A 19896-nucleotide genomic window follows, 5' to 3' on the forward strand; every position below is an offset into this window, starting at 1 on the left:
GCGGGACCCCGTCGCCGTGCGACTGGCGCGGTTACTTGAGACCGATGGTCACCGTGTAGACCTGCCCGTCATCGAACTTGACGCCCGCGCTGTACCAGTAGCCGCTCGTGCTCGGGGTCTTCCAGTTGTACTGGTACTGCGGACCCGTCGCGTCGTAGCTGAAGGCGCTGCCGCTGTCGGCCGTCGCCGTCGGCGCCGTGTCGTTCACCGGCACGTTCATCGTCGTCTGCTGCTTCGGCGTGAGCCACTCGGGAGCTGTGACCGCCTTCACGACCTGGCCGGCCGCGTTCTTCAGCTGCAGCTTCATCGGGATGGTGCTGCCGGCCTTGAACACGCTCGTCGACGTGCCGACCTGGTGGGCCGTGTCGTTGACGGGCTGGAGGAAGCCGTCCCAGCGGTACTTCACCGTGTAGGTGCCGGTGAGCGTGGTGATGTTGCCCACGTTGTCGGTCGCCGTCGCCGTATAGGTGAAGGTCCCGACACCGCTGGCGTTGCCGCCGGTGACGTTCACCGTGCAGGAGCTGAGACCGGAGCCGGCGTCCGTCGCAGCGCAGGTCCGTGCAGGAACGGCACCAAGGGTGTAGATGCCGCCATCCTTGACGCTGACCGCTCCCATCGTCGGTGCGGTGGTGTCGACCTTCACGAGGACGTCAACACTCGCGGTGTTGCCGGCCGCGTCGGTCACGGTGCCCGTGATCGTGGTCTTCCCGTTCGCGGTCACCGGGGTCGGGGTCGTGCAGCTCGCGACGCCAGACAGTGCGTCGGCGCACTTGAACGTCACAGTGACGCCCTTGCTGTACCAGCCGTCCGCGTTCGGGGTGCTGATGCTCGTAACCGTCGCTGAGATGGTCGGCTTGGTCGTGTCGATCTTCACCGTCGCGGTGTCGGTCGCGCTGACGTTGCCGGCGTTGTCGGTGGCCGTGCCGGACAGCGTGGTGCCGTTCGCGTCGGTCTGGGCCGAGACGGTGACCGGAGCGGTCACGGAATCGATACCCGAGCCGCGGTGGTCGTCACCAGTGAAGGTGACCGAGACCGGCTTGTTCGTCCAGCCGCCCTCGGTGTAGCTGCCCGTGGTGTGGCTCACCGTCGGCGGGGTCTGGTCGATGTTGACCATGAGCGCCTTGTTGCTGGCGGTGTTGCCGGCGACGTCGCTCACGGAGGCGGTGACACTGGTCTGGCCGTCCGCGGTGATCGTCTGGTCTCCGGGGCAGGTGCCGGTGGGGATGCCGGAGAGGTCGTCCGAGCAGGTGAATGAGACGGTGACCGGGCCGGTGTAGTAGCCGTTGTTCCCCATTCGGCCGCTCGTGACCTTGGCCGTGATCGTCGGCGCGGCCTGGTCGAGCTTGACCGTCACGGACTCGGCGCTGCTATTGCCCGCCCTGTCCGTGACCGTGCCGCGCACGACTGTGCCGTCGGTCGTCGACGAGTCCTGAGAGACCGTGACGTCCGGGGTCGTCGTGTCGACGCCCGAGGTCGCGTCGATGCCGGTGAACATCACCGTGACCGGGGAGTTATACCAGCCAGCGGCGTTCGGGGCGCTCGACATCGTGTGACCGGTGGTCGGAGCGACCGTGTCGATGTTCACGCCACTGACCGTCGTCGAGCCGGTGTTCCCGGCGACGTCGTCGACGGTGCGGGTGGTACTGTTCGCGCCCTCCGTGCTCATCGTCGCGTCATCGGGGCAGCCCGTCTTCGCGATGCCCGACAGGGCGTCGGAGCAGGTGAAGTGGGCCTTCACCGGGGTGGTCCACCAGCCGTTGGTCCCCTGCGTACCGATGAGATCCGAGGTGATCGTGGGCGCGGTGTGGTCGAGCTTCACGATGGCCTTGTCGGTGCCGGTGTTGCCGGCGACATCCGTCGACGAGCCGTTCACCACGAGACCGTCGACGGCTGTCTCGTTCTTCTGGATCCACGGAGCGGTGAGGCTGCTCGCGACGAGACCGGAGCCGTTCGCGTCGTCGGTGGCGCTGAAGGTAACGGTGGTGTCGTCCTTCGTCCAGCCGTCGGCATTCGGCGTCGGGCTGATCGTGTGGGTGACAGCCGGGGCGATCGTGTCCCACTTCAGGTGCGCCGTGTTCGGCTGCTCGGCATTGCCGGCGTTGTCGACCGCCCAGTACGTGAGCGTTCCCGTCCCGGAACCGTTCAACGGAACCTCGACTGTCGCACTGTCGCCGGCGACAACCTGCTCGGCCCCGTCGTTCACCGAGTAGCGGATTTCCTTCACACCGGACAGGTTCTCCTGGTCCTTCGCGCCGACGTTCACCTGCACCGACGAGCCGTTGGAGCCGTTGCACCAGCCGTCGTTCGCGAAGCACCCGAGCGAGGCCGTCGACACGGGGGCCGTGCCGTCGATGTTCACCTTCGGCGTCGTGATGCCGGGCGTCGTGTTGCCGGCCTTGTCGGTCGCGTCGGAGCTCGGCTTGGACTGGCCCGCGCCGTCGCCCGAGATGGTGTCGCTGGTCGGGCAGCCGGCCACGCCGGAGCCGGCGCTGCCGTCCGCAAGCTGCGGGTCAGTGCAGGTGTAGTCGAACGTCACGGCGTGGTTGTACCAACCGGCACCATTCGGGTCGGTGGTCGCCTTAGCGCTGATGGTCGGGCCCGTCATGTCGATGTTGATACCGCTGACCGAAGCCGCGTCACTCGTGTTGCCGGCGGCGTCCTTCACGGTCTGGGCGCCGGTGGTGAAGCCGGTGCCCTCCGTGTCGAAGGTCACGTCACTGGGCCGCGTGGTCTTGTCGATGCCGGACAGCGCGTCCGCGGCGCTCCAAGTCACCGTCACTGGCGAGTTGTACCAGCCGGCCGCGTTCGCGGCGTCGACGACCGGGATCAGCGTCGGCTTCGTGGAGTCGATGCTGATGTCGCTGATCGTGTAGCCACCGGCGGTGACGTTGCCGGCGGCGTCCGTCGCCGTGTCGCTCGTAATCGACTGGTTCGCGGCGTCGCTCGAGAGCACCTGGTCTGCCGGGCAGCTCGCGACGCCGGACAGATCGTCCGTGCAGGAGTAGTGCATCTTGACCGAGCTGCGGTACCAGCCAGCCGAGTTCGGCTTCGTGGTCGGTGCACCCGAGATGGTGGGCGCGAGGCGGTCGATCTTCAGGTGCTGCACCGCGACGGCGTCGCTCTCGTTACCCGCGAGGTCCTTGACCGTCACCGGGCCCGTGCCGACGTCCGTGCCGGAGGCCGTGATGGTCGTCGGGGCCTGGATCGAGCTCGGGTCGACACCGGAGAGCGTGTCATCGCCGGTCCAGGTCACGACGACGTCGCCGTGGTACCAACCTGCTGCGTTCGGCGCCTCCGAGAGGAGATAGCCCGCGACCGGCTTGGTCATGTCGACGTTGATGCCCGAGACCTTCGCGCTCGCGGTGTTCCCGGCCTTGTCGCTCGCGGAGCCGCTCACGGACTGGGCCTTGCCCTCGGACAGCGTCGTGCTGTCAGCGCAGGTCTGCACGCCGGAGAGAGCGTCGGCGCAGGTGAAGTGCACCGTCACGGGTGCGCTGTACCAGTGATTGCTGTTCGGGTCGGAGGTGGCGCCACCGGAGATCGACGGTGCGGTGCGGTCGATCCTCAGGCCGTAGAGACCAGGCGCACTGGCGTTGCCGGCCTTGTCCTGGATCGGCGCCGAAGTCGCGGTGAGCGAGTCGCCCTCACCGGTCACCGTCGTGTCGGCCGGCTGCGTGCTCGAGTCGATGCCCGAGAGGCCGTCGTCGCCCTGCCACTTCACGGTGACGTCGGAGTTGTACCAGCCGTTCGCGTTGGGCTGGGTGGCCGGGACGCCGGTCAGCGTCGGGGCCGTCTTGTCGAGGTTGATGCCGCCGACCTTGACGGAGCTGTGGTTGCCTGCGTTGTCGAAGGCGTCGCCCGTCACGGACTGGTCCGCGCCCTCGTTGGTGACGACCGCGTCCGGGCTGCAGCCGGCGACGCCGGTGACGATGGCGGACTTGATGCCCGAGGTGACGTCGTTGCAGGTGAAGTGCACGGTGACCGGCTGCTTGTACCAGCCGTTGCCGTTCGGGGTCGCCGTTGCGGCGCCGGTGATGGTCGGCGCTGTCGCGTCGACGGCGAGCGCCTTCGTCTGCGACCGCTCGACGTTGCCGGCCAGGTCGACGCTCCAGTAGGTCACGGTGTGCTGGCCGTCGGAGAGGTTCGCGGTGAAGGGGTCGCCGTAGGTGTTCGTGTCGCCCGCGTCGATGCGGTAGTAGATCTTCGCCACGCCGGAAGCGCCGTCCGTCGCCGAGAGGGCGAAGGGGATGCCGTTCGTGACGAACCAACCGCTGTCGGGCACCATCGGGTCGGTGATCGAGGTGACCGGCGCGGTGGTGTCGACCCGCAGCGTCAGCGGCGTGCCGGACTGCTCGACGTTGCCCGCCACGTCGACGCTCCAGAATCGGATCGCGTGGGTGCCCTCGGTGCTGAAGGAGAAGGCACCCGAGTAGGTCGCGGCGTCGCCGTCGTCGACCGAGTAGTAGGTGTGGGCGATGCCGGACAGGTTGTCCACCGCGTTCAGCGTGACCTTGACGGGCGCGCCGTACCAGCCGTTGGCGTTCGCGGCGGGCACGTCGGCCGTGGTGGTCGGGGCTCCGCGGTCGATCTGGATACCGCTGATGGTCTTCGTGGTCGTGTTACCGGCCAGGTCGGTGCAGGTCGCCGAGGCGGACAGGTTGCTGCCCTCGCCCGTCACGACGCTGTCGGCAGGCTGGGTCGGCACGCCGGAGAGGGCGTCGGTGCAGGTCCAGTGAACGGTGACGTCCCCGGTGTGCCAGCCGTCGCTCACGCTGCCGGTGAGGATCGGCGCCGTCTTGTCGATGTTGACGTGGCTGACGCCGGCGCTGCCGGTGTTGCCGGCGACGTCGGTCGCGGAACCGGTGGCGGACTGGTCCGCGCCCTCGACGAGCACCTTCGCGGGGGAGGTGGATGCGACGCCGGAGAGCGCGTCGGTCGCGCTGTAGGAGATCGTGACGTCGCGGTTGTACCAGCCGTTGTCGTTCGCGGGGCCGTCGGCCTTCGCGGTGACGACCGGCGCGGTCGTGTCGATGCGGACGTTCGCGCTGTCGGTGGCGGAGTTGCCCGCGTTGTCGGTCGCGGTGCCGGTGACCGTGTAGCTGCCCTCGGTGGACTTCGTGACGGGCGGCGAGCAGCTCGCGACCCCCGAGCCCTGGTCGACGCAGCTGAACGTCACGGTGACGGCCTGGTTCGTCCAGGCGCCGTCCTTGTAGCTGAGCGGGGTGAAGGCGTGCGCGATCGTCGGGGCGGTCCGGTCGATCTTCACGTGCGCGGTGTTCGCCGTCTCGACGTTGCCGGCCATGTCCGTGCTGAAGAAGCTGATGACATGGTCGCCCTCGGAGGAGAGCGCGAAGCTCGTGCCCCGCTGCAGCGCACCGCCGTCGATCGAGTAGTTGGTGAAGTCGACGCCCGAAAGGCCGTCGTTCGGGGTCAGGGTGACGGTCACGCTGCTGCTGTTCGTCCAGCTGTTCGACGTCCCCGAGACGCTCGTGGTCGGCGCCGTGCGGTCGATCTTGACGGCGCCGCTGGTCGCTGTGGTGCTGACGCCCGCGCCGTTCGTCACGGTCCGGCTCGCGGTGACCGCGGAGCCCTCAGCGGTGATCGTCGAGTCGGCGGGCGCGGTCGGGATGCCGGACTCCGGGTCCTTTGCGGTCCACTGGACGACGACGTCGTTCCGGTACCAGCCGTTCGCGTTCGGCGACACCGCGACTGCGGACGTCAGCGTCGGCGCCGTCGTGTCGACCTTGAGCGCACCCGAGGTCGCCGTCGTGGTGTTGCCGGCGTTGTCGATGGCGGTACCGGTGACGGTGCCGCTCGAGGTGATCGTCTTCGAGTCGCCGCTCGTGCCGTCGGCGAGACAGCTCGCGATGAGGGACAGGGCGTCGGAGCAGGTGAACTTCACGGTGGTGGCGCTCGTGTACCAACCGTTGCTCCCCGCGGTGCCGGTGATCGAGGGTGTGATGGTCGGCGCGACCTGATCGAGCTTGACGGTGGCCGACTGCGTCGTCGAGTTCCCGAGGTTGTCCGCAACGGTGATGCTCTTCGTCGACGTGCCGTCGGTGCTGACCGTGGTCTTCGCCGGAGCGGAGGAGACGCCGGATCCCCCGTCGGTCGCGGACCAGACGATGTCGGTGCTGGCCTTCGTCCAGCCGGCGGTGTTCGCGGCGGGGCTCAGCGTGTACCCGACCACGGGTCCCGTGTTGTCGACGGTGTAGGCCGGGGTTGAGGTTGCGCCACCAGTGGTGCAGGCGGTGACCTTATTGTTCGCAGCGCTCGAAATGGCGACGTAGACGCTCTGTACGCCGTCGGCGCCCGCCGGGCTCTTCGTGACACCTGGGAACGTCCAGGTCTTGGGCGTACCGGCCGATCCGGGCGTCCCCGTTTGGATGCCGAGCAGCGTCGCGTTTCCGGTGCTCGAGGTGCTCACGCTGACGCATCCCGCGTCGCCCGACGTCGTCACAGTCAGGTTCAGGAACACCCCACTCTTCGCGAAGAACGCGCCGCCGGTGGCCGTGTAGGTGCCGGCAGTCCCGTTCTGGCCGCTGTACACCGCGCTGGCGATCGTGGGGTTGTTGTTGACCGCGAACGCCGGCGTCACCTGCAAACCGCTCACCACGAGGGCGAGGGTCGCGGTGGCGCTGACGGCGAGGCGGCGGCTCGAACGCAGCTTCAGCGCGCGGACGAGACGGGGGAGACGCAGAGGGGTACGCATGGGGATCCTTGGGTGAGGACGCAGAGGGCTGGGGAGGGCCCGGATCGACGCTACGGGCTGAAGGGCGGCTGAGACAGGCTCCTGTTCAGGGGTCTGAACATTCGCGACCGTCCCGGATTCAGGGGTCGTAGGCGGTGGTCGGGGAGCCGACGGGCAGCACGTCGCGGCCGTAGTCGGTGATCGTGTAGCGGCCGCACTGGATCGCCACCGGTGCCGGGGCGCCGGCGATCGGCTCGATCACGGCCCCCGGTGTCGCGTCGTCCGTGACGACGAAGGACACGAGCCGCGGCCGGTAGTCGTCGCGGTTCACGAGCCACAGGTAGGCGTGGAAGGTCTTGTTCACCTGCAGCAGCTGGGCCGGGTCGGCGAGGTACGCCTTCGGCCCGCGGATCGTGAAGAACCGGCCGGCACCCACGCGGTGCGAGGCGGTGATCCAGCTGTCGAGGCAGCGGATCGACGGATCCTGCTGCGACGCGGCGACGGCGACCCCGCCGGAGGTCAGCGCCGTGCCGACGAGCGCGAGCGCGACGAGACCCGCGACGAGGCGGCGCGGCAGCCGGGGGAGCCGCGCCGGCAGCAGGCGGGGGAGCAGCGCCACCGCGAGGAGCGGCGCGAAGTAGGCGGGCTGCAGGTAGCGGTAGGCGGGGGTCCCCGCGGCGACCACCACGACGAGCACGAGCACGGGCGCGAGCCAGCCGAAGGTGGCCGCGACCATCGGACCGGCCTCACCTCGGCGGACGGCACGGACCGTGGACCACGCGGCGAAGGCGAGGAGCAGGGCGTCCACGGCGATCGAGACGGCGCCGGCCGGCGTCGCCGCGTGCTCGACCGTGAGCCGCAGGTAGTAGCCGAACAGCACGTGCAGGCCCTGGCCGGGATCCGCGTACCCGCTCGTGTCCTTCGCGATGTGCGAGGCGAACGGGAGCCGCAGCAGCAGCCCGAGCACCGAGCCCGCGGCGAGCAGGACGACGACCCGGCCGAGTCCGCGCCAGGGGAGCAGGTTCCGGCCGGCGGCGAGCAGCATCGCGACGGCGAGCGGCGCGACGGCCCAGACGAGGAACAGCGGGTCCGTGAGGACCGAGACCGTGGTGAGCGCGAGCAGCGCCACCGGAAGCCGTCGGCGCGCGGGCGACGTGGCCCGCACGGCGAGCGGTACCACCGCGATCGCGGCGATCAGCGTGGCGCTGTAGTAGGTCGTCGTCGTGATGAGCGAGGGCAGCTCCGCGGCGTCCCAGGACGCGCTCGAGTCGAGCAGCCCGAGGCCGACGAAGACGGCGAGGGCGAGCAGGGCGCCGGCGACCTGCCGCGACCGCGACATCGCGGGGACGAGCATCCGCGGCACGAGCCGGAGCGCGGCGTAGAGGAGGAGGAGGTTGACGACCCCGTTGGCGGCGAGGGCGGCGCGCACGCCGGGGATCACGGCGGCGATCGCGAGGTAGATCGCGGTCTCCGGCAGGAACAGCACCGCGGAGAGCGACCAGTCCTGCGGGCGGCCGTCCAGCAGCGAGCCGCGGATCAGCGCGGGCAGCACCGAGTCGGCGTCGGAGAAGAGCATCCACGACCGCGCGGTGACGGTGACGTGCCAGACCGCGAGCAGGGCGAGCGCGAACGCGATCGCGGCGCCGGCCAGCTCGATCCGCAGACCGCCCACGCGCGCGGAGGCGGCCCGGGTCGCGGCGGGCGACGGCGCGGGCAGGGTGGCGGTCATCGGGTTCCAGGTCGTCGAGAGATGGAGCGGCAAGGGCCGCGCTTCCCGCTCGTGGCGGGAGCGCGGCCCTGTCAGACGCAGATCAGACCGCGCCGCCGACCGTGTTGAACAGCGTGCTGAGGTTCGTCCCGACGAGCGCGACGGCCGCGATGATCACGATCGCGATCAGCGACACGATCAGGCCGTACTCGACGGCGGTCGCCCCGGTCTCCTTGGTGCGGAGGTCGGACAGGAGGGTGGACAGGGACAGGAGGAGCTTCATACGTGGGTTCCGTTCACTCGAGGGGTGCGAGGAGGCGTGCCGGGGGCACCGGACGTCCCGGGCAACATATGGCCGCGTCGGGAGCCGTGGACGGGCGCGTTCAGAAGTCCCAACATTCGCTTGATCGTCGAGCGGCCCCTCGCGTCGTGCCGGCGCCGGTGCAGCGCGGGTGGCTCAGCGGCAGTGGCCCTTGCGCGATCGGTGCCGCAGCTGCCGGCCCCTCGAGGCGGCGTTCAAAGGTCTGAACGCGGAGGGAGCGCCGCGGTGGACCCGACCGTACGTTCTCCCTCGTTCGGTTCAACGAGCCGGGCTACCCCCTCCTCCTACCCCTTGAAGGACCACCCACCATGAAGCTCCTCGTCACCCTCCAGGCCCTGCTCAACAGCCTCCGTTCGGACGAGAAGGGCGCGACCGCCGTCGAGTACGGCCTGATCGTCTCCCTGATCGCCATCGTGATCATCGCCGCCGTCGCCCTCGTCGGCACGAACCTCAGCACCCTGTTCAACACGGTCGCCGGCCGGGTCTGAACCGAACCACCCGCGAAGCGGCGTCATCCCAGTCGGTGACGCCGCTTCGGCATTGGAGGAACGACATGCGTCGTCTGCGCCTGCGCGACGACCGAGGCGCAGCCGCGGTCGAGTTCGCGCTCGTCTCGATCCCGCTGCTCATGCTGCTGATCGGGATCGTCACCTACGGGCAGGTCTTCCTCCGCCAGAACTCCCTGACCAACGCCGCACGGATCGGTGCCCGCACCGCCGCCATCGAGGTGGCCGCCAACCGATCCGGGGCGATCGCGGACGCGCAGTCCGCAGCCGCGGCGGCCACGGTCATGCCGACCGTCGCCGCGTCGCAGGTCACCATCTCGTCCGTCTACTGGAACGGCAGCTCCTACACGGCCTTCACGCCGACGAGCTGCACCTCTCCGGTCGCGGGACAAACCATCTACATGAAGGCGACGATCACGGTGAGCAGCACGGACCTCAGCTACTCGTCCCTGCTCCCCGTGCCGTCCTCACTCACCGGAACGGCGGTCATGCGATGCGACGGCTGAAGAGGCTGCTGTCCGAGCAGCACGGGGCGACGGCGGTCGTCGTCGGACTGCTCATGATCCCGCTGATCGCCCTCGCCGGCGCCGGGATCGACGCGGGAAGCCTGTACTGGGAGAACGCCCAGCTGCAGAACACCGCCGACGCGTCCGCCGTGGCGATCGCGAAGCACTGCATGGCCACGAACGAGGCCGGCACGACGTCGCAGGCGATCGCCAACCAGCTGGTCACGGGCAACGAGAGCGCCCCGTCGAGCGCGATCGTCGCGAAGCCCTTCTTCGGCACGAGCGGCACCCTCGCCGAGTGCGGCGGGGGCTTCACGACGGTGTTCGCGCAGCGCGCGAACTCGCCGCATCCGCTGCTCTCCGCGTTCGGTCTCGGCACCACCCCGGTGACGGCGTGGGGCTCTGCCTCCTGGGGCTCCCCGTCCGCCGCCACGACGACGTTCCCGATCGCCATGGCCTACTGCCAGTTCCCGACGACCGCGCTCAGCAACACCTCGACCGTGCAGCTCTACAAGCTGAACCAGTCGAGCGGCCAGTCGAACGGCAACGGGAACGGCAACGGGAACGGCAACAGCGGCAACGTGACGTGCCCGAACGGGGTCACCACCTACCCGGGCGGCTTCGGCTGGCTCTCCAACAACCTGTGCGGCGTCGCGGCCGTCGACAACAACTGGGTGAACGCCGTTCCTGGCAACTCGCCGCCCCAGAACTGCACCCTGACGATCGGCCAGGTGGCGCTGGTCCCGCTCTACGACGGCTACCAGGGCACCGGCGCGAACGCCCAGTTCCACATCTACGGATTCGCGGCCCTCCAGATCCAGGGCTGGACCTTCCCCGGCAACAGCAGCTCGAACGCCTCGTCGCTCACGCCGAGCTGCCAGGGCTCCTGCAACGGCATCTGGGGCCGCTTCATCAACTTCACCTTCACCGGCGCCGATGTCACCGCCTACGGCGGCCCGACGACCACGGGTGTCTCCACCGTGCAGGCGCAGCCCAACCCCTCCCCGCTCCCGACCCCCTGAAGCAGCGAAATGACCACCAAACGCATCCTCGGCATCGTCCTCGCCGTCGTCCTCGCCCTCCTCGGCGGCATCGCCCTCACCGGCTACGTGAGCGGCGCGGACGCCCGCGCCCTCGCCGGCACGAAGACGGTGGACGTGTACGTCGCGAAGACCACCATCCCCGTCCGCACCTCCGGCGACTCCGTCGCGCCCTACCTGGAGGTGAAGCACATCCCGGCCGTCGCCGCGGTCGCCGGCCGCGTCACGAGCCTCAGCCAGCTCCACGGCCTCAAGGCGAACTCCGCCATCGAGGCCGGTGAGCAGCTCATCACCGCTCGGTGGAGCAGCGCCGCGAAGGTCGCTGCGGGCACGCCCATGGGCATGGGCAAGGACATGGAGGCCGTCACGATCTCCGTGCCCGCGCAGCAGGCCGTCGGCGGCAGGCTCAAGGCGGGCGACATCGTCGGGGTCATCCTGCTCGCGACGCCGAAGGGCTCGAGCAACGGGCCGACGGCGTGGCAGAAGCTGCACAACGTCAAGGTCCTGCAGGTCGACGGGGCCGTGGCGCCCGGCTCCGCCGCGGCGTCGGGCTCGTCGAACGCCGGCAACGTGTCGGTCACCCTCGCGCTCGAGGTCGACCCGGCCACCCAGGTGATCTGGACCCAGGCCAACGGCACGGTGTGGTTGACGCTCGAGCAGTCGACGACCGACCACACGTCCAACTCGCAGGTGGACGGGTCCGCCGTCCTCGGAGGGAGCACCTTCGATGCCTCGAACTGATCGCTCGCAGCCCGTTCTCGAGCAGGAGCGCGAGCAGGCGCCCGCCGCGGTCGCGGGGCTGGACGCGCCCGCGCCTGTCGCCGTGGATCGGATCGTCGACGCCGCCGGTGCTCCCGGCGGTCCCGGGCGGATCCTCGTCGTGGTCTCGCCGAAGGGCGGCCTCGGCAAGACCACGCTCGCGGCGAACCTCGCCGTCGGGCTGGGTCGCATCGCACCCGACTCGGTCGTGCTCGTCGACGCCGACCTGCAGTTCGGCGACATCGCGAACGTGCTCGACCTGGACGCCCCGCACCGCATCCCCGAGCTCGTGAACGGCCTCGCCGCGTCGGACGACCTCGTGCTGAAGGCGTTGCTCGCCCCGCACCCCGCCGGCTTCTTCGTCGCCCCCGGCGCCGAGTCGCCGGTGGACGCGGAGCGCGTCTCCCCGGAGCAGCTCGGGGCCCTGGTCCAGCGGCTCGCCGCCACGTTCCGCTACGTGATCGTCGACACGACGCCGGGTCTCGGGGAGCACACGCTCACGGCGCTCGACGTCGCGACGGACGCGATCGCGATCTCCGGTCTCGCGGTGCCGAACCTCCGGGCGCTCCGCACCGAGCTCGCCGTGCTGCGCCGCATCGGCTTCGCGCCGCAGGCGCGCCACCTGGTGCTGAACCAGGCGGTCGACCCCGGCGGCCTCCTGCCGCGCGATGCCGAGGCGATCCTCCAGGAGCCGTTCGACGTCGTCATCCCGCACTCGAGGTCGGTGCCCGTCAGCACGAACCGGGGCGTGCCCTTGCTGCTCGACTCGCCCCGCGACCCGGCCGCCAAGGCCGTCGTCGACCTCATCGCCCGCATCACCGCGACCGACGCGAAGACCCTCCGCGCCAGCATGAAGAGGAGCGCCTGATGAAGCTCAGCGATCGCATCGACGCCGCCCGCAGCGGCGCCGTGCTCGGCACCGCGACGCCGCTCGCCGGCGCCGGGCCCAAGCGCGCGGTCCGCCGCTCCTCCGCCGGGCGCGACCGTCAGCCGGTCGCACCGGTGCCGATCCGGCCGGTCGACCCGCTGGCCGAGTTCAAGGAGAAGGCCGCGCAGGCGCTCTTCGAGCGCATCGGCGGCCGGATGAACGACGCCGAGCTGAGCGAGGACCGGCTCCACGCCGTCGCCCGCGAGGAGCTGCTGAACATCGTCGGCGAGGAGCAGATGCCCCTCACCGAGGAGGAGCGCGGCCTGCTGATCGACGAGATCGGCGCCGACGTGCTCGGCTACGGGCCGATCGAGCCCCTGCTCGAGGACCCCGAGATCACCGAGATCATGGTGAACGGCCCCGACCGCATCTACGTGGAGCGCAGCGGCCGCATCGAACTCGACCCGTCGGCGTTCACCGGCGAGGCGCAGCTCCGGCGCGTGATCGAGCGCATCGTCTCCCGGGTGGGCCGTCGTATCGACGAGTCCTCACCGCTCGTCGACGCCCGCCTCGAGGACGGCTCGCGCGTCAACGCGATCATCCCGCCGCTCGCGGTGAACGGCTCGTCGCTGACGATCCGCAAGTTCTCGCGCGACCCGTTCGGCATCGACGACCTCATCGGCTTCGGCACCCTCTCCGACGAGATGGCCGCGCTGCTCGAGGCCTGCGTGCAGGGCAGGCTCAACGTGATCGTCTCCGGCGGCACCGGCACCGGCAAGACCACCCTCCTGAACGTGCTCTCCTCCTTCATCCCCGAGGACGAGCGCATCGTCACGATCGAGGACGCGGTCGAGCTGCAGCTGCAGCAGGACCACGTCGTCCGGCTCGAGTCGCGCCCCGCGAACATCGAGGGCAAGGGTGAGATCACGATCCGCGACCTCGTCCGCAACTCGCTCCGCATGCGCCCCGACCGCATCGTCATCGGCGAGTGCCGCGGCGGCGAGACCCTCGACATGCTCCAGGCGATGAACACCGGCCACGAGGGCTCGCTCTCGACCGTGCACGCGAACTCGCCACGCGACGCCGTGTCCCGCCTCGAGACGCTCGTGCTCATGGCCGGCATGGATCTGCCGCTCCGCGCGGTGCGCGAGCAGATCGCCTCCGCGGTCGACGTGATCGTGCAGATCAGCCGCCTCCGCGACGGCACCCGGCGCATCACCCAGATCACCGAGGTGCAGGGCATGGAGGGCGACATCGTCACCCTCCAGGACGCCTTCGTCTTCGACTACTCGGCCGGCATCGACGGCAGCGGCCGCTTCCGCGGCCACGCCGTGCCCACCGGCGTCCGCCCCCGCTTCGCCGAGCGGCTGAAGGACCAGGGCATCGAGCTGCCGAGCACCCTGTTCCTCCCCGCGCCCCCGCGGATCCCGGCATGAGCCCGCTGATGGGCCTGCTCGGCCTGCTCCTCGTCCTCGGCGCGCTGCTCGTGCTCGTGCTCCTCGTGCTCGCGCCCTCCGGGCCCCGCATCCCCGCCGCTCGCCGGCGCGCTCCCGGCGCGGTGCCGGTGTCGACGCTGACGAAGATCACGGACCGGACCGTCGGCGTCATCGACGGCATGATGCGCCGGCGCGGCGGCCAGCAGACCCTCGCCGGCGGGCTCGACATCGCGGGGGTGGCGACGCCGCCGGCCGCGTTCGTGCTCCTCGTGGTCTGCGCGGCAGCCGTGCTCTCGGCGCTCGGCATCCTCCTGAGCGGCGTCACGCTGTGGTCGATCCCGGTCGCCGTGATCTTCGCGGCGCTCGCGCCGATCGGCGCCCGCGTCGTGCTCTCCTTCCGCACCGGCCGGCGCCGCGCCGCGTTCGCCGACCAGCTCGACGACTCGCTCGGCCTGCTGTCCGGCGGTCTCCGCGCCGGGCACAGCCTGCTGCGGGCGATCGACAGCGTGTCCCAGGACATCGAGTCGCCGACGAAGGAGGAGTTCGCCCGTGTCGTGAACGAGACCCGCATCGGCCGGGACCTCGGAGACGCGCTCAACCAGACGGCCGACCGGATGCGGAGCGAGGACTTCCGCTGGGTCGCGCAGGCGGTCGCCATCAACCAGGAGGCCGGCGGCAACCTCTCCGAGGTGCTCGAGCAGGCGAGCCGGACGATCCGTGAGCGCGGCGAGATCCGGCGCCAGGTCAAGGCGCTGAGCGCCGAAGGCCGCCTCTCCGCGCTCGTGCTCCTCGCGCTGCCCGTCGGTGTGCTCGGGATCCTGCTGCTGATCAGGCCCCAGTACTTCGCCGGCTTCTTCTCGAACCCGCTCGGCCTCGTCGCGATGGGCGTCGCGGTCGTGCTGATGATCGTCGGCTCGCTCTGGATGCGCGTCATGGTGAAGGTGAAGTTCTGATGGCCCTGTTCCCGCTCCTCGCCTCGTTCGCCGTCGCCGGCGGGCTCGCCGCGGCCGTGCTGCTCCTCGCGCTCCGACCCGCGAGGACCGCCGGCGTCCCGGAGGTTCCCGGGGCAGCGCCGCACCCGCGCGGCCCGCGCCGGACGGCCTTCGACACCCTGCCCCCCGGGTACCGGCGCATGCTCGAGCGCCTGGTCATGCACGCCGGCCGCCCCGCGAGCTGGACCCCGCGAAAGGTGCTGCTCGCGAAGCCCGCGATCGCCCTCCCGGTCGCGCTGCTCGCGCTCGTGTGGATCCGGATGGATCCGGCGCCGTTCCGGGTCGCTCTCGCCCTCATCGCGGTGGGCGTGGCGTTCTTCACGCCCGACCTGCTGCTCTGGAGCCGCGGCATCGAGCGCCGGCAGAAGATCGACCTCGCGCTGCCGGACACGCTCGACCAGATGACGATTTCCGTCGAGGCGGGCCTCGGGTTCGAGTCGGCCATGGCCAAGGCGGCGACGAACGGCAGCGGGCCGCTCGCGGACGAGCTGATCCGCACCCTGCAGGACCTCAGCATCGGGCGGGCCCGTCGCTCGGCCTACGAGGCCCTCGGCGAGCGGACCTCCTCGGTGGACCTCCGCCGCTTCGTCCGGGCGGTCATCCAAGCCGACGTCTACGGCATCGCGATCGCCGACGTGCTGCGCGTGCAGGCCTACGAGATGCGCATCAAGCGCCGGCAGCGCGCCGAGGCGCAGGCGATGAAGGTGCCGGTCAAGGTCCTCTTCCCGCTCATGTTCTGCATCCTGCCGGTGCTGTTCATCGTGATCCTCGCGCCGGCGGCGCTGAACGCCTTGAAGGCGTTCGGCTGATCCTCGCGCATCACACCGGAGGGCCCGCGGCAGGTGCCGCGGGCCCTCCGTCGTTCCGGTGCCGCGACTGCCCACGCGTCGAGGCAGCCGCCCTCGGGTGCGGGCGTGCTCGGTTGCGATGCTGTCGCGGTCGTGTGAACCGCCCCGACCTCTCGCTGCATGGACTGTGGTCGTCGCGCCGCTTGCCCTTGGCCGTCGCCCAGGATGGCGTGGGTCTCGGCGGGCGCTCCGCGAGCTGCGAACGCCTTGCGGGGCGCCGGCACCCGGACCGAGGGTCCTGGGGCGGTCGCCCGAGCACGCGGTTCAGCCGAGGGGGACCTCGGTCAGGGCGGTCCGTCCGTCTGACGTGGCACGCTCACCGGCGCCGCCGCGCAGCGACGCGACGGCCTGCACGAGCAGCACGACCTCGAGCGCGTTCCGCGCGGTGAGGGCGAGCAGCGACACCGGGCCGAGGGCGAGCACGGGTGGGAGCACCCACAGCTGCGTCAGCAGGGCGACCAGCAGGACGCGTGCGGCGAGCCGGCGGCTGCGCGCAGGGTCCTCGATCAGCCCGAGCACCACGGGCGCCGCGAGCCACGTGACGTACTGCGGCGACCCGACCTTGTTCAAGGCGATCAGCGCGAGGACGAGCGCCAGCACGATGCCGGCGAGATCCTGCCGCCTGCCGTCGCGGGGGCGCCGGAGGATGTGCACGACGATGCCGACGACCACGAGCGCCATGGCGAGCGTGCTCGCCGACGCGAGCTGCGTCACGCCGGGACCGACGAGCTCGGGGTCGAGCATGCGCGGGTCGAACACGACGCGCGCGTCGCTCAGCCCGAACACGCGAAGCCAGAGCAGCGGGGTGCCGATCGGTGCCTCGAGCTCGATGCCGCGCTGCGACTGCTGAGCCAGGAACGACAGCACGTGCCCGATTCCGCCGAATGCCGCGTCCGCGCAGAGGACCGCGACGGTCGTTCCCGCGGCCGCGAGCGCCACGGCCGGGCGCCGCGGACCGCGGAGCAGGGCCGCCACCAGAACGGCCGCGGGCCAGACCTTGATCCACGCCGCGAGTGCGAGGAGCGCCGCGGCGAAGCGCGGCCGATCGGCGAGGTGGAGCAGCGCGATGATCGCGAGCGGCGCGGCGATCGAGTCGAGCCGGGCGAGCGAGACGGGCCCGAGCGCGAGCAGCAGGACCATCCACCAGGTCGCCGCCCGGCGGCTCCGCCGCAGCACGGCGGCATAGGCGACGGCGTCGAGCGCTGTCACGAGCAGCAGCCAGGTGAGGAGGTAGGCGCCGGGCAGCGCCCCCGCGAGCAGGATCGGCAGCAGGGCGAGGACCGGGTAGACCCAGTCGCTCTGGACGCCCACGAGGACGCCGGACTGCGCCCAGTCGCGGAACCAGCCCTGGTACACCTCGGTGACGTCGCCGAAGCCGGTGAAGGGCGCCAGCGCGGCGAGCAGCAGGTGGGTCGCGGCGAACAGGGCCCAGGGGCTGCCGAGGCGCCGCATCGCCGCCGTGGTCACGCGCGTACGACGGCCGCGCTGCCCGTCGCCGGGCGCGATCCGATCGACCCGAGCCGCGTCCCGGCGAGTACGCGCCGGCAGGATCCCATGAGCAGCACGAGGTAGAGCGCGTTGCGGGCGGTGAGGCCGAGCAGCGGCAGCGCGCCGAGGTTCAGCGCGGCGGCGTAGGACGACAGCTGCGTGAGCAGCGCGAGCGCGACCACCGTCGTCGCGGTGCGCCGGAACGTGGCCGGATCGACGACGAGGCCGAGCACGACGGGTGCGGCGAGCCAGATCACGTACTGCGGCGATCCGACCTTGTTGAAGGTGATGAGGACGAGCAGCAGGGCGAGCACGAGGTGCGCGAACCGTCCGGTGCCCGCCCACGATCCCCGGCGTGAGCCGCGAAGCGCGACCACGGCGAGCGCCACGACGAGCGCGGCCGTCAGCGCGGTGACGATCTCGCCGGCGGCGGCGCTGCCGTCCCCGACGAGCTGCACGTCGAGCAGGTGCCGGTCGAAGTAGGTGCGCACGTGGCCGAGGCCGAACGCGCCGAGCCAGAGGAAGACCGTGCTGACCGGCGCCTCGATCTGCAGTCCACGGGTCGACTGCTCGGGGAGGAACGACAGCAGGTGCGGCAGGCCGCCGAGCGCCGCGTCGAGCGCGACGACGGCCGCGGTCGTCGCGGCGGCCGCGAGACCCACCAGCCGCCGGGACCGCGTGGCGGTCCAGGCGGCGAGCACCGCGGCGGCGGGCCAGACCTTGATCCACGCCGCGACCGTGAGCAGCGTCGACGCGACCGCGGGCCGCTCGGCGAGCAGCAGGAGCCCCGCGATCGCGATCGGGGCGGTCACCGAATCGAGGCGGGTCAGCGCGACGGGCCCGAGCGCGATCAGGAGCACCATCCACCAGATCGCGGCGCGGCGGCTGCGCCGCAGCAGCATCGCGAAGGCCGCGGCGTCGAGCACGGTGACGAGCAGCACCCAGCCGAGGAGGTAGGCGCCGGGGACCGCGCCCGCGGCGAGGATCGGGACGAGCGCGAGCACCGGGTAGACCCACGGGCCGTCGATCCCGACGAGCGTGCCGTGCTGCGCCCAGGTCTCGAACCAGGGCCGGTAGACGACGGTCACGTCGCTCGCGAGCGGCGACAGGACCGACAGCAGCAGGTGCGCCACCGCGAACAGCGCCCAGGCCTCGTAGCGCGTGCGCAGGCCGTGCCGGCTGCGGGTGGACGGCGATCCGGCGACGGCCCCGGCGGCCTCGACCGCGATCATGCGAGCGCGACGGCGAGCAGCGCGCCCGCCAGCATCGAGGGGCCGAACGGGATGGCGCCGTGCAGCCCCACGCGCTTCGTCAGCAGGGCCACGAGGGCCACGACGCCGTTCAGGAGCACCGCGAAGACGAGCGCGAGCAGCCAGGTGGACAGGCCGAGCGCGCCCGCGGCCGCGCCGACGACGAGCGCGAGCTTCACGTCCCCCATGCCCACCTGCCCGTGGCTGGCGACGGCGAGAGCGAGGAACAGCGTGAACATGCCGGCCGCGCCGAGCAGGACGCCGACAGCGACGCCCGGCCGGCCGTCGAGGAAGCCGTCGAGGACGAGCGCGCCGCCGACCGCGACCGCCGTGGGCAGCACGATCCGATCCGGCAGGCGACGCTCGGCGAGGTCGACGATCGAGAGCACGACCGCCGCCGCCGCGAGCACGAGGTACGCGGGCAGGACCGGCGCCGGGCCGAGCCGCAGCGTGAGCACCGCGAAGAGCAGGGCGGTCGCTGCCGCGGCCGCGACCCGCCAGGCGATCCCGAGCGGCAGCGGCGTCCGGAGGTTGCGGTGGGCGACGCCGACGAGCCAGGGTCCGGCAGCGCCGCCGCACGCGGCGCTCAGCAGCGCGAGCACGGGCGGGACGCGGGAGCAGCGGGCATGGGAGGCCTTCGTCGGGAGCGCCGGAGGAGGATCGGCGGAGTGCGGGTAGGGGAATCGTCCCCGCCCACGGCGACCGGCGGCAACGGATCGTTCAGAAGGTGAACGGGGGAGCGGCCCGACTCAGCGCTGCGTCGCGGCGATCTCGAGCATGAGCGGCGTCAGGACCGCGAGCATCCGCAGCCCGAGAGCCATGCCGCCGACCACCGACACGAGCAGGTACGCGACCAGCGGCGCCGCCCCGCGTCCGGTGCGGCGCCGGAGCACGACGGCGCGGCCGATGAAGTAGACCGTCGGGGAGAGGATCATCCAGGCCCAGTGGAAGGGCGCCACGATGCCGCGCGCACGGAGGATGTGGCGGTCGGCGGCCGCGAGAGCGACCCGGACCGCCCAGAGCACGAGGCCGGCGACCTGCAGGGCGAGGAGCACCGGCAGCAGCGCGCCCGTGGGCGCGTCCGGCGCCGCAGAAGCCGCCCTGAACCAGCCGCCCAGGTCCAGCACCATCATCGGCACGAGCACGACCAGCGGGACGAGCACGAGCAGCCGCACCGGCCAGGTGTCCGTGCTGACGCCCCAGGCCGCGCGACTCCGGTCACCGGTGGGCCCCTTGCCGCGCTCGGCCCAGGCGATGCCGTTCCACCAGCGGCGGCTGCCGTCCTCCGGGTCGGCGTACCAGCCGGGAGGAGGCAGCACGGCGCGCGCGTCGTCGAGCATCGGGGTCCTTCTGGTCGCAGGCGGGACCCCATACCTAGCCCAGGCCGGCGTGGGCCGTCCCGCGACCTAAACGCTTCTGAACGCGGTCCTTCGCAGCCGGGCGCCGCGCTGTCAGAGTGAGCGCCCGCCGCGACCGGCAGGA

General features: G+C 71.4%; 15 protein-coding genes. 8 read left to right on the forward strand and 7 right to left on the reverse strand.

Translation table 11 applies throughout. The annotated features are described in order from the left end of the window. Positions 1–31: 31 nt before the first annotated feature. The 3 genes from QDR37_RS10470 to QDR37_RS10480 all read right to left on the reverse strand — a co-directional run bounded on the left by QDR37_RS10470 (position 32) and on the right by QDR37_RS10480 (position 8682). The gene (locus QDR37_RS10470; RefSeq protein WP_279713693.1) at positions 32–6712 is read right to left on the reverse strand and encodes a PxKF domain-containing protein; all 6681 of its coding nucleotides are present in this window, start codon (positions 6710–6712) and stop codon (positions 32–34) included. A 118-nt stretch (positions 6713–6830) separates the two neighbouring features. After that, a complete protein-coding gene (locus tag QDR37_RS10475; RefSeq protein WP_279713694.1) occupies positions 6831–8420 on the reverse strand; it encodes a hypothetical protein in 1590 nt (529 codons plus the stop codon). A gap of 82 nt (positions 8421–8502) precedes the next feature. Beyond that, complete coding sequence (locus tag QDR37_RS10480) at positions 8503–8682, reverse strand: Flp family type IVb pilin (protein WP_279713696.1); 180 nt, start codon at positions 8680–8682, stop codon at positions 8503–8505. A gap of 347 nt (positions 8683–9029) precedes the next feature. Here QDR37_RS10480 and QDR37_RS10485 point away from each other — a divergent pair, with 347 nt between their 5' ends. The 8 genes from QDR37_RS10485 to QDR37_RS10520 all read left to right on the forward strand — a co-directional run bounded on the left by QDR37_RS10485 (position 9030) and on the right by QDR37_RS10520 (position 15637). After that, positions 9030–9209 (forward strand): Flp family type IVb pilin, encoded by a 180-nt coding sequence (locus QDR37_RS10485; RefSeq protein ID WP_279713697.1) that lies wholly within the window; start codon positions 9030–9032, stop codon positions 9207–9209. Positions 9210–9274: 65 nt separating this feature from the next. Then, positions 9275–9733, forward strand: a complete 459-nt coding sequence (locus QDR37_RS10490) for a TadE/TadG family type IV pilus assembly protein (protein ID WP_279713698.1) — start codon at positions 9275–9277, stop codon at positions 9731–9733. Then, positions 9721–10755, forward strand: coding sequence for a pilus assembly protein (locus QDR37_RS10495; RefSeq protein ID WP_279713699.1), 1035 nt, complete (start codon positions 9721–9723; stop codon positions 10753–10755). The genes QDR37_RS10490 and QDR37_RS10495 overlap by 13 nt, the downstream gene beginning before the upstream one ends. A 9-nt stretch (positions 10756–10764) precedes the next feature. Further along, positions 10765–11514 (forward strand): RcpC/CpaB family pilus assembly protein, encoded by a 750-nt coding sequence (locus QDR37_RS10500; protein WP_279713700.1) that lies wholly within the window; start codon positions 10765–10767, stop codon positions 11512–11514. Next, positions 11501–12400, forward strand: a complete 900-nt coding sequence (locus tag QDR37_RS10505; protein WP_279713701.1) for an AAA family ATPase — start codon at positions 11501–11503, stop codon at positions 12398–12400. The genes QDR37_RS10500 and QDR37_RS10505 overlap by 14 nt, the downstream gene beginning before the upstream one ends. After that, positions 12400–13836: a CpaF family protein gene (locus QDR37_RS10510; protein ID WP_279713702.1), complete on the forward strand. Its 1437-nt coding sequence runs from the start codon at positions 12400–12402 to the stop codon at positions 13834–13836. Before QDR37_RS10505 ends, QDR37_RS10510 begins: the two co-directional genes overlap by 1 nt. After that, complete coding sequence (locus QDR37_RS10515) at positions 13833–14789, forward strand: type II secretion system F family protein (protein WP_279713703.1); 957 nt, start codon at positions 13833–13835, stop codon at positions 14787–14789. Before QDR37_RS10510 ends, QDR37_RS10515 begins: the two co-directional genes overlap by 4 nt. After that, positions 14789–15637: a type II secretion system F family protein gene (locus QDR37_RS10520; RefSeq protein ID WP_279713704.1), complete on the forward strand. Its 849-nt coding sequence runs from the start codon at positions 14789–14791 to the stop codon at positions 15635–15637. Before QDR37_RS10515 ends, QDR37_RS10520 begins: the two co-directional genes overlap by 1 nt. Before the next feature lie 303 nt (positions 15638–15940). Here the strand turns inward: QDR37_RS10520 and QDR37_RS10525 are convergent, their stop codons facing one another. The 4 genes from QDR37_RS10525 to QDR37_RS10540 all read right to left on the reverse strand — a co-directional run bounded on the left by QDR37_RS10525 (position 15941) and on the right by QDR37_RS10540 (position 19754). Beyond that, positions 15941–17143: a glycosyltransferase 87 family protein gene (locus tag QDR37_RS10525; RefSeq protein ID WP_279713705.1), complete on the reverse strand. Its 1203-nt coding sequence runs from the start codon at positions 17141–17143 to the stop codon at positions 15941–15943. After that, positions 17140–18396, reverse strand: coding sequence for a hypothetical protein (locus QDR37_RS10530; RefSeq protein ID WP_279713706.1), 1257 nt, complete (start codon positions 18394–18396; stop codon positions 17140–17142). Before QDR37_RS10530 ends, QDR37_RS10525 begins: the two co-directional genes overlap by 4 nt. Next, on the reverse strand, positions 18393–19016 hold the full coding sequence (locus QDR37_RS10535) for a prepilin peptidase (protein ID WP_279713707.1): 624 nt from the start codon (positions 19014–19016) through the stop codon (positions 18393–18395). The genes QDR37_RS10530 and QDR37_RS10535 overlap by 4 nt, the downstream gene beginning before the upstream one ends. Positions 19017–19163: 147 nt before the next feature. Further along, positions 19164–19754: a DUF2510 domain-containing protein gene (locus QDR37_RS10540; protein ID WP_279713708.1), complete on the reverse strand. Its 591-nt coding sequence runs from the start codon at positions 19752–19754 to the stop codon at positions 19164–19166. Positions 19755–19896: the final 142 nt, after the last annotated feature.

Source organism: Amnibacterium sp. CER49, from assembly GCF_029846255.1.
Taxonomy (GTDB): domain Bacteria; phylum Actinomycetota; class Actinomycetes; order Actinomycetales; family Microbacteriaceae; genus Amnibacterium.

What these genes read in the sequence shown, in the direction of transcription:
- QDR37_RS10510 (WP_279713702.1), top strand. Translation starts at nt 12,400, where the DNA reads ATGAAGCTCAGCGATCGCATCGACGCCGCCCGCAGCGGCGCCGTGCTC.
- QDR37_RS10520 (WP_279713704.1), top strand. Translation starts at nt 14,789, where the DNA reads ATGGCCCTGTTCCCGCTCCTCGCCTCGTTCGCCGTCGCCGGCGGGCTC.
- QDR37_RS10515 (WP_279713703.1), top strand. Translation starts at nt 13,833, where the DNA reads ATGAGCCCGCTGATGGGCCTGCTCGGCCTGCTCCTCGTCCTCGGCGCG.
- QDR37_RS10470 (WP_279713693.1), bottom strand. Translation starts at nt 6,712, where the DNA reads ATGCGTACCCCTCTGCGTCTCCCCCGTCTCGTCCGCGCGCTGAAGCTG.
- QDR37_RS10530 (WP_279713706.1), bottom strand. Translation starts at nt 18,396, where the DNA reads ATGATCGCGGTCGAGGCCGCCGGGGCCGTCGCCGGATCGCCGTCCACC.
- QDR37_RS10505 (WP_279713701.1), top strand. Translation starts at nt 11,501, where the DNA reads ATGCCTCGAACTGATCGCTCGCAGCCCGTTCTCGAGCAGGAGCGCGAG.
- QDR37_RS10480 (WP_279713696.1), bottom strand. Translation starts at nt 8,682, where the DNA reads ATGAAGCTCCTCCTGTCCCTGTCCACCCTCCTGTCCGACCTCCGCACC.
- QDR37_RS10500 (WP_279713700.1), top strand. Translation starts at nt 10,765, where the DNA reads ATGACCACCAAACGCATCCTCGGCATCGTCCTCGCCGTCGTCCTCGCC.
- QDR37_RS10475 (WP_279713694.1), bottom strand. Translation starts at nt 8,420, where the DNA reads ATGACCGCCACCCTGCCCGCGCCGTCGCCCGCCGCGACCCGGGCCGCC.
- QDR37_RS10495 (WP_279713699.1), top strand. Translation starts at nt 9,721, where the DNA reads ATGCGACGGCTGAAGAGGCTGCTGTCCGAGCAGCACGGGGCGACGGCG.
- QDR37_RS10490 (WP_279713698.1), top strand. Translation starts at nt 9,275, where the DNA reads ATGCGTCGTCTGCGCCTGCGCGACGACCGAGGCGCAGCCGCGGTCGAG.
- QDR37_RS10485 (WP_279713697.1), top strand. Translation starts at nt 9,030, where the DNA reads ATGAAGCTCCTCGTCACCCTCCAGGCCCTGCTCAACAGCCTCCGTTCG.
- QDR37_RS10540 (WP_279713708.1), bottom strand. Translation starts at nt 19,754, where the DNA reads ATGCTCGACGACGCGCGCGCCGTGCTGCCTCCTCCCGGCTGGTACGCC.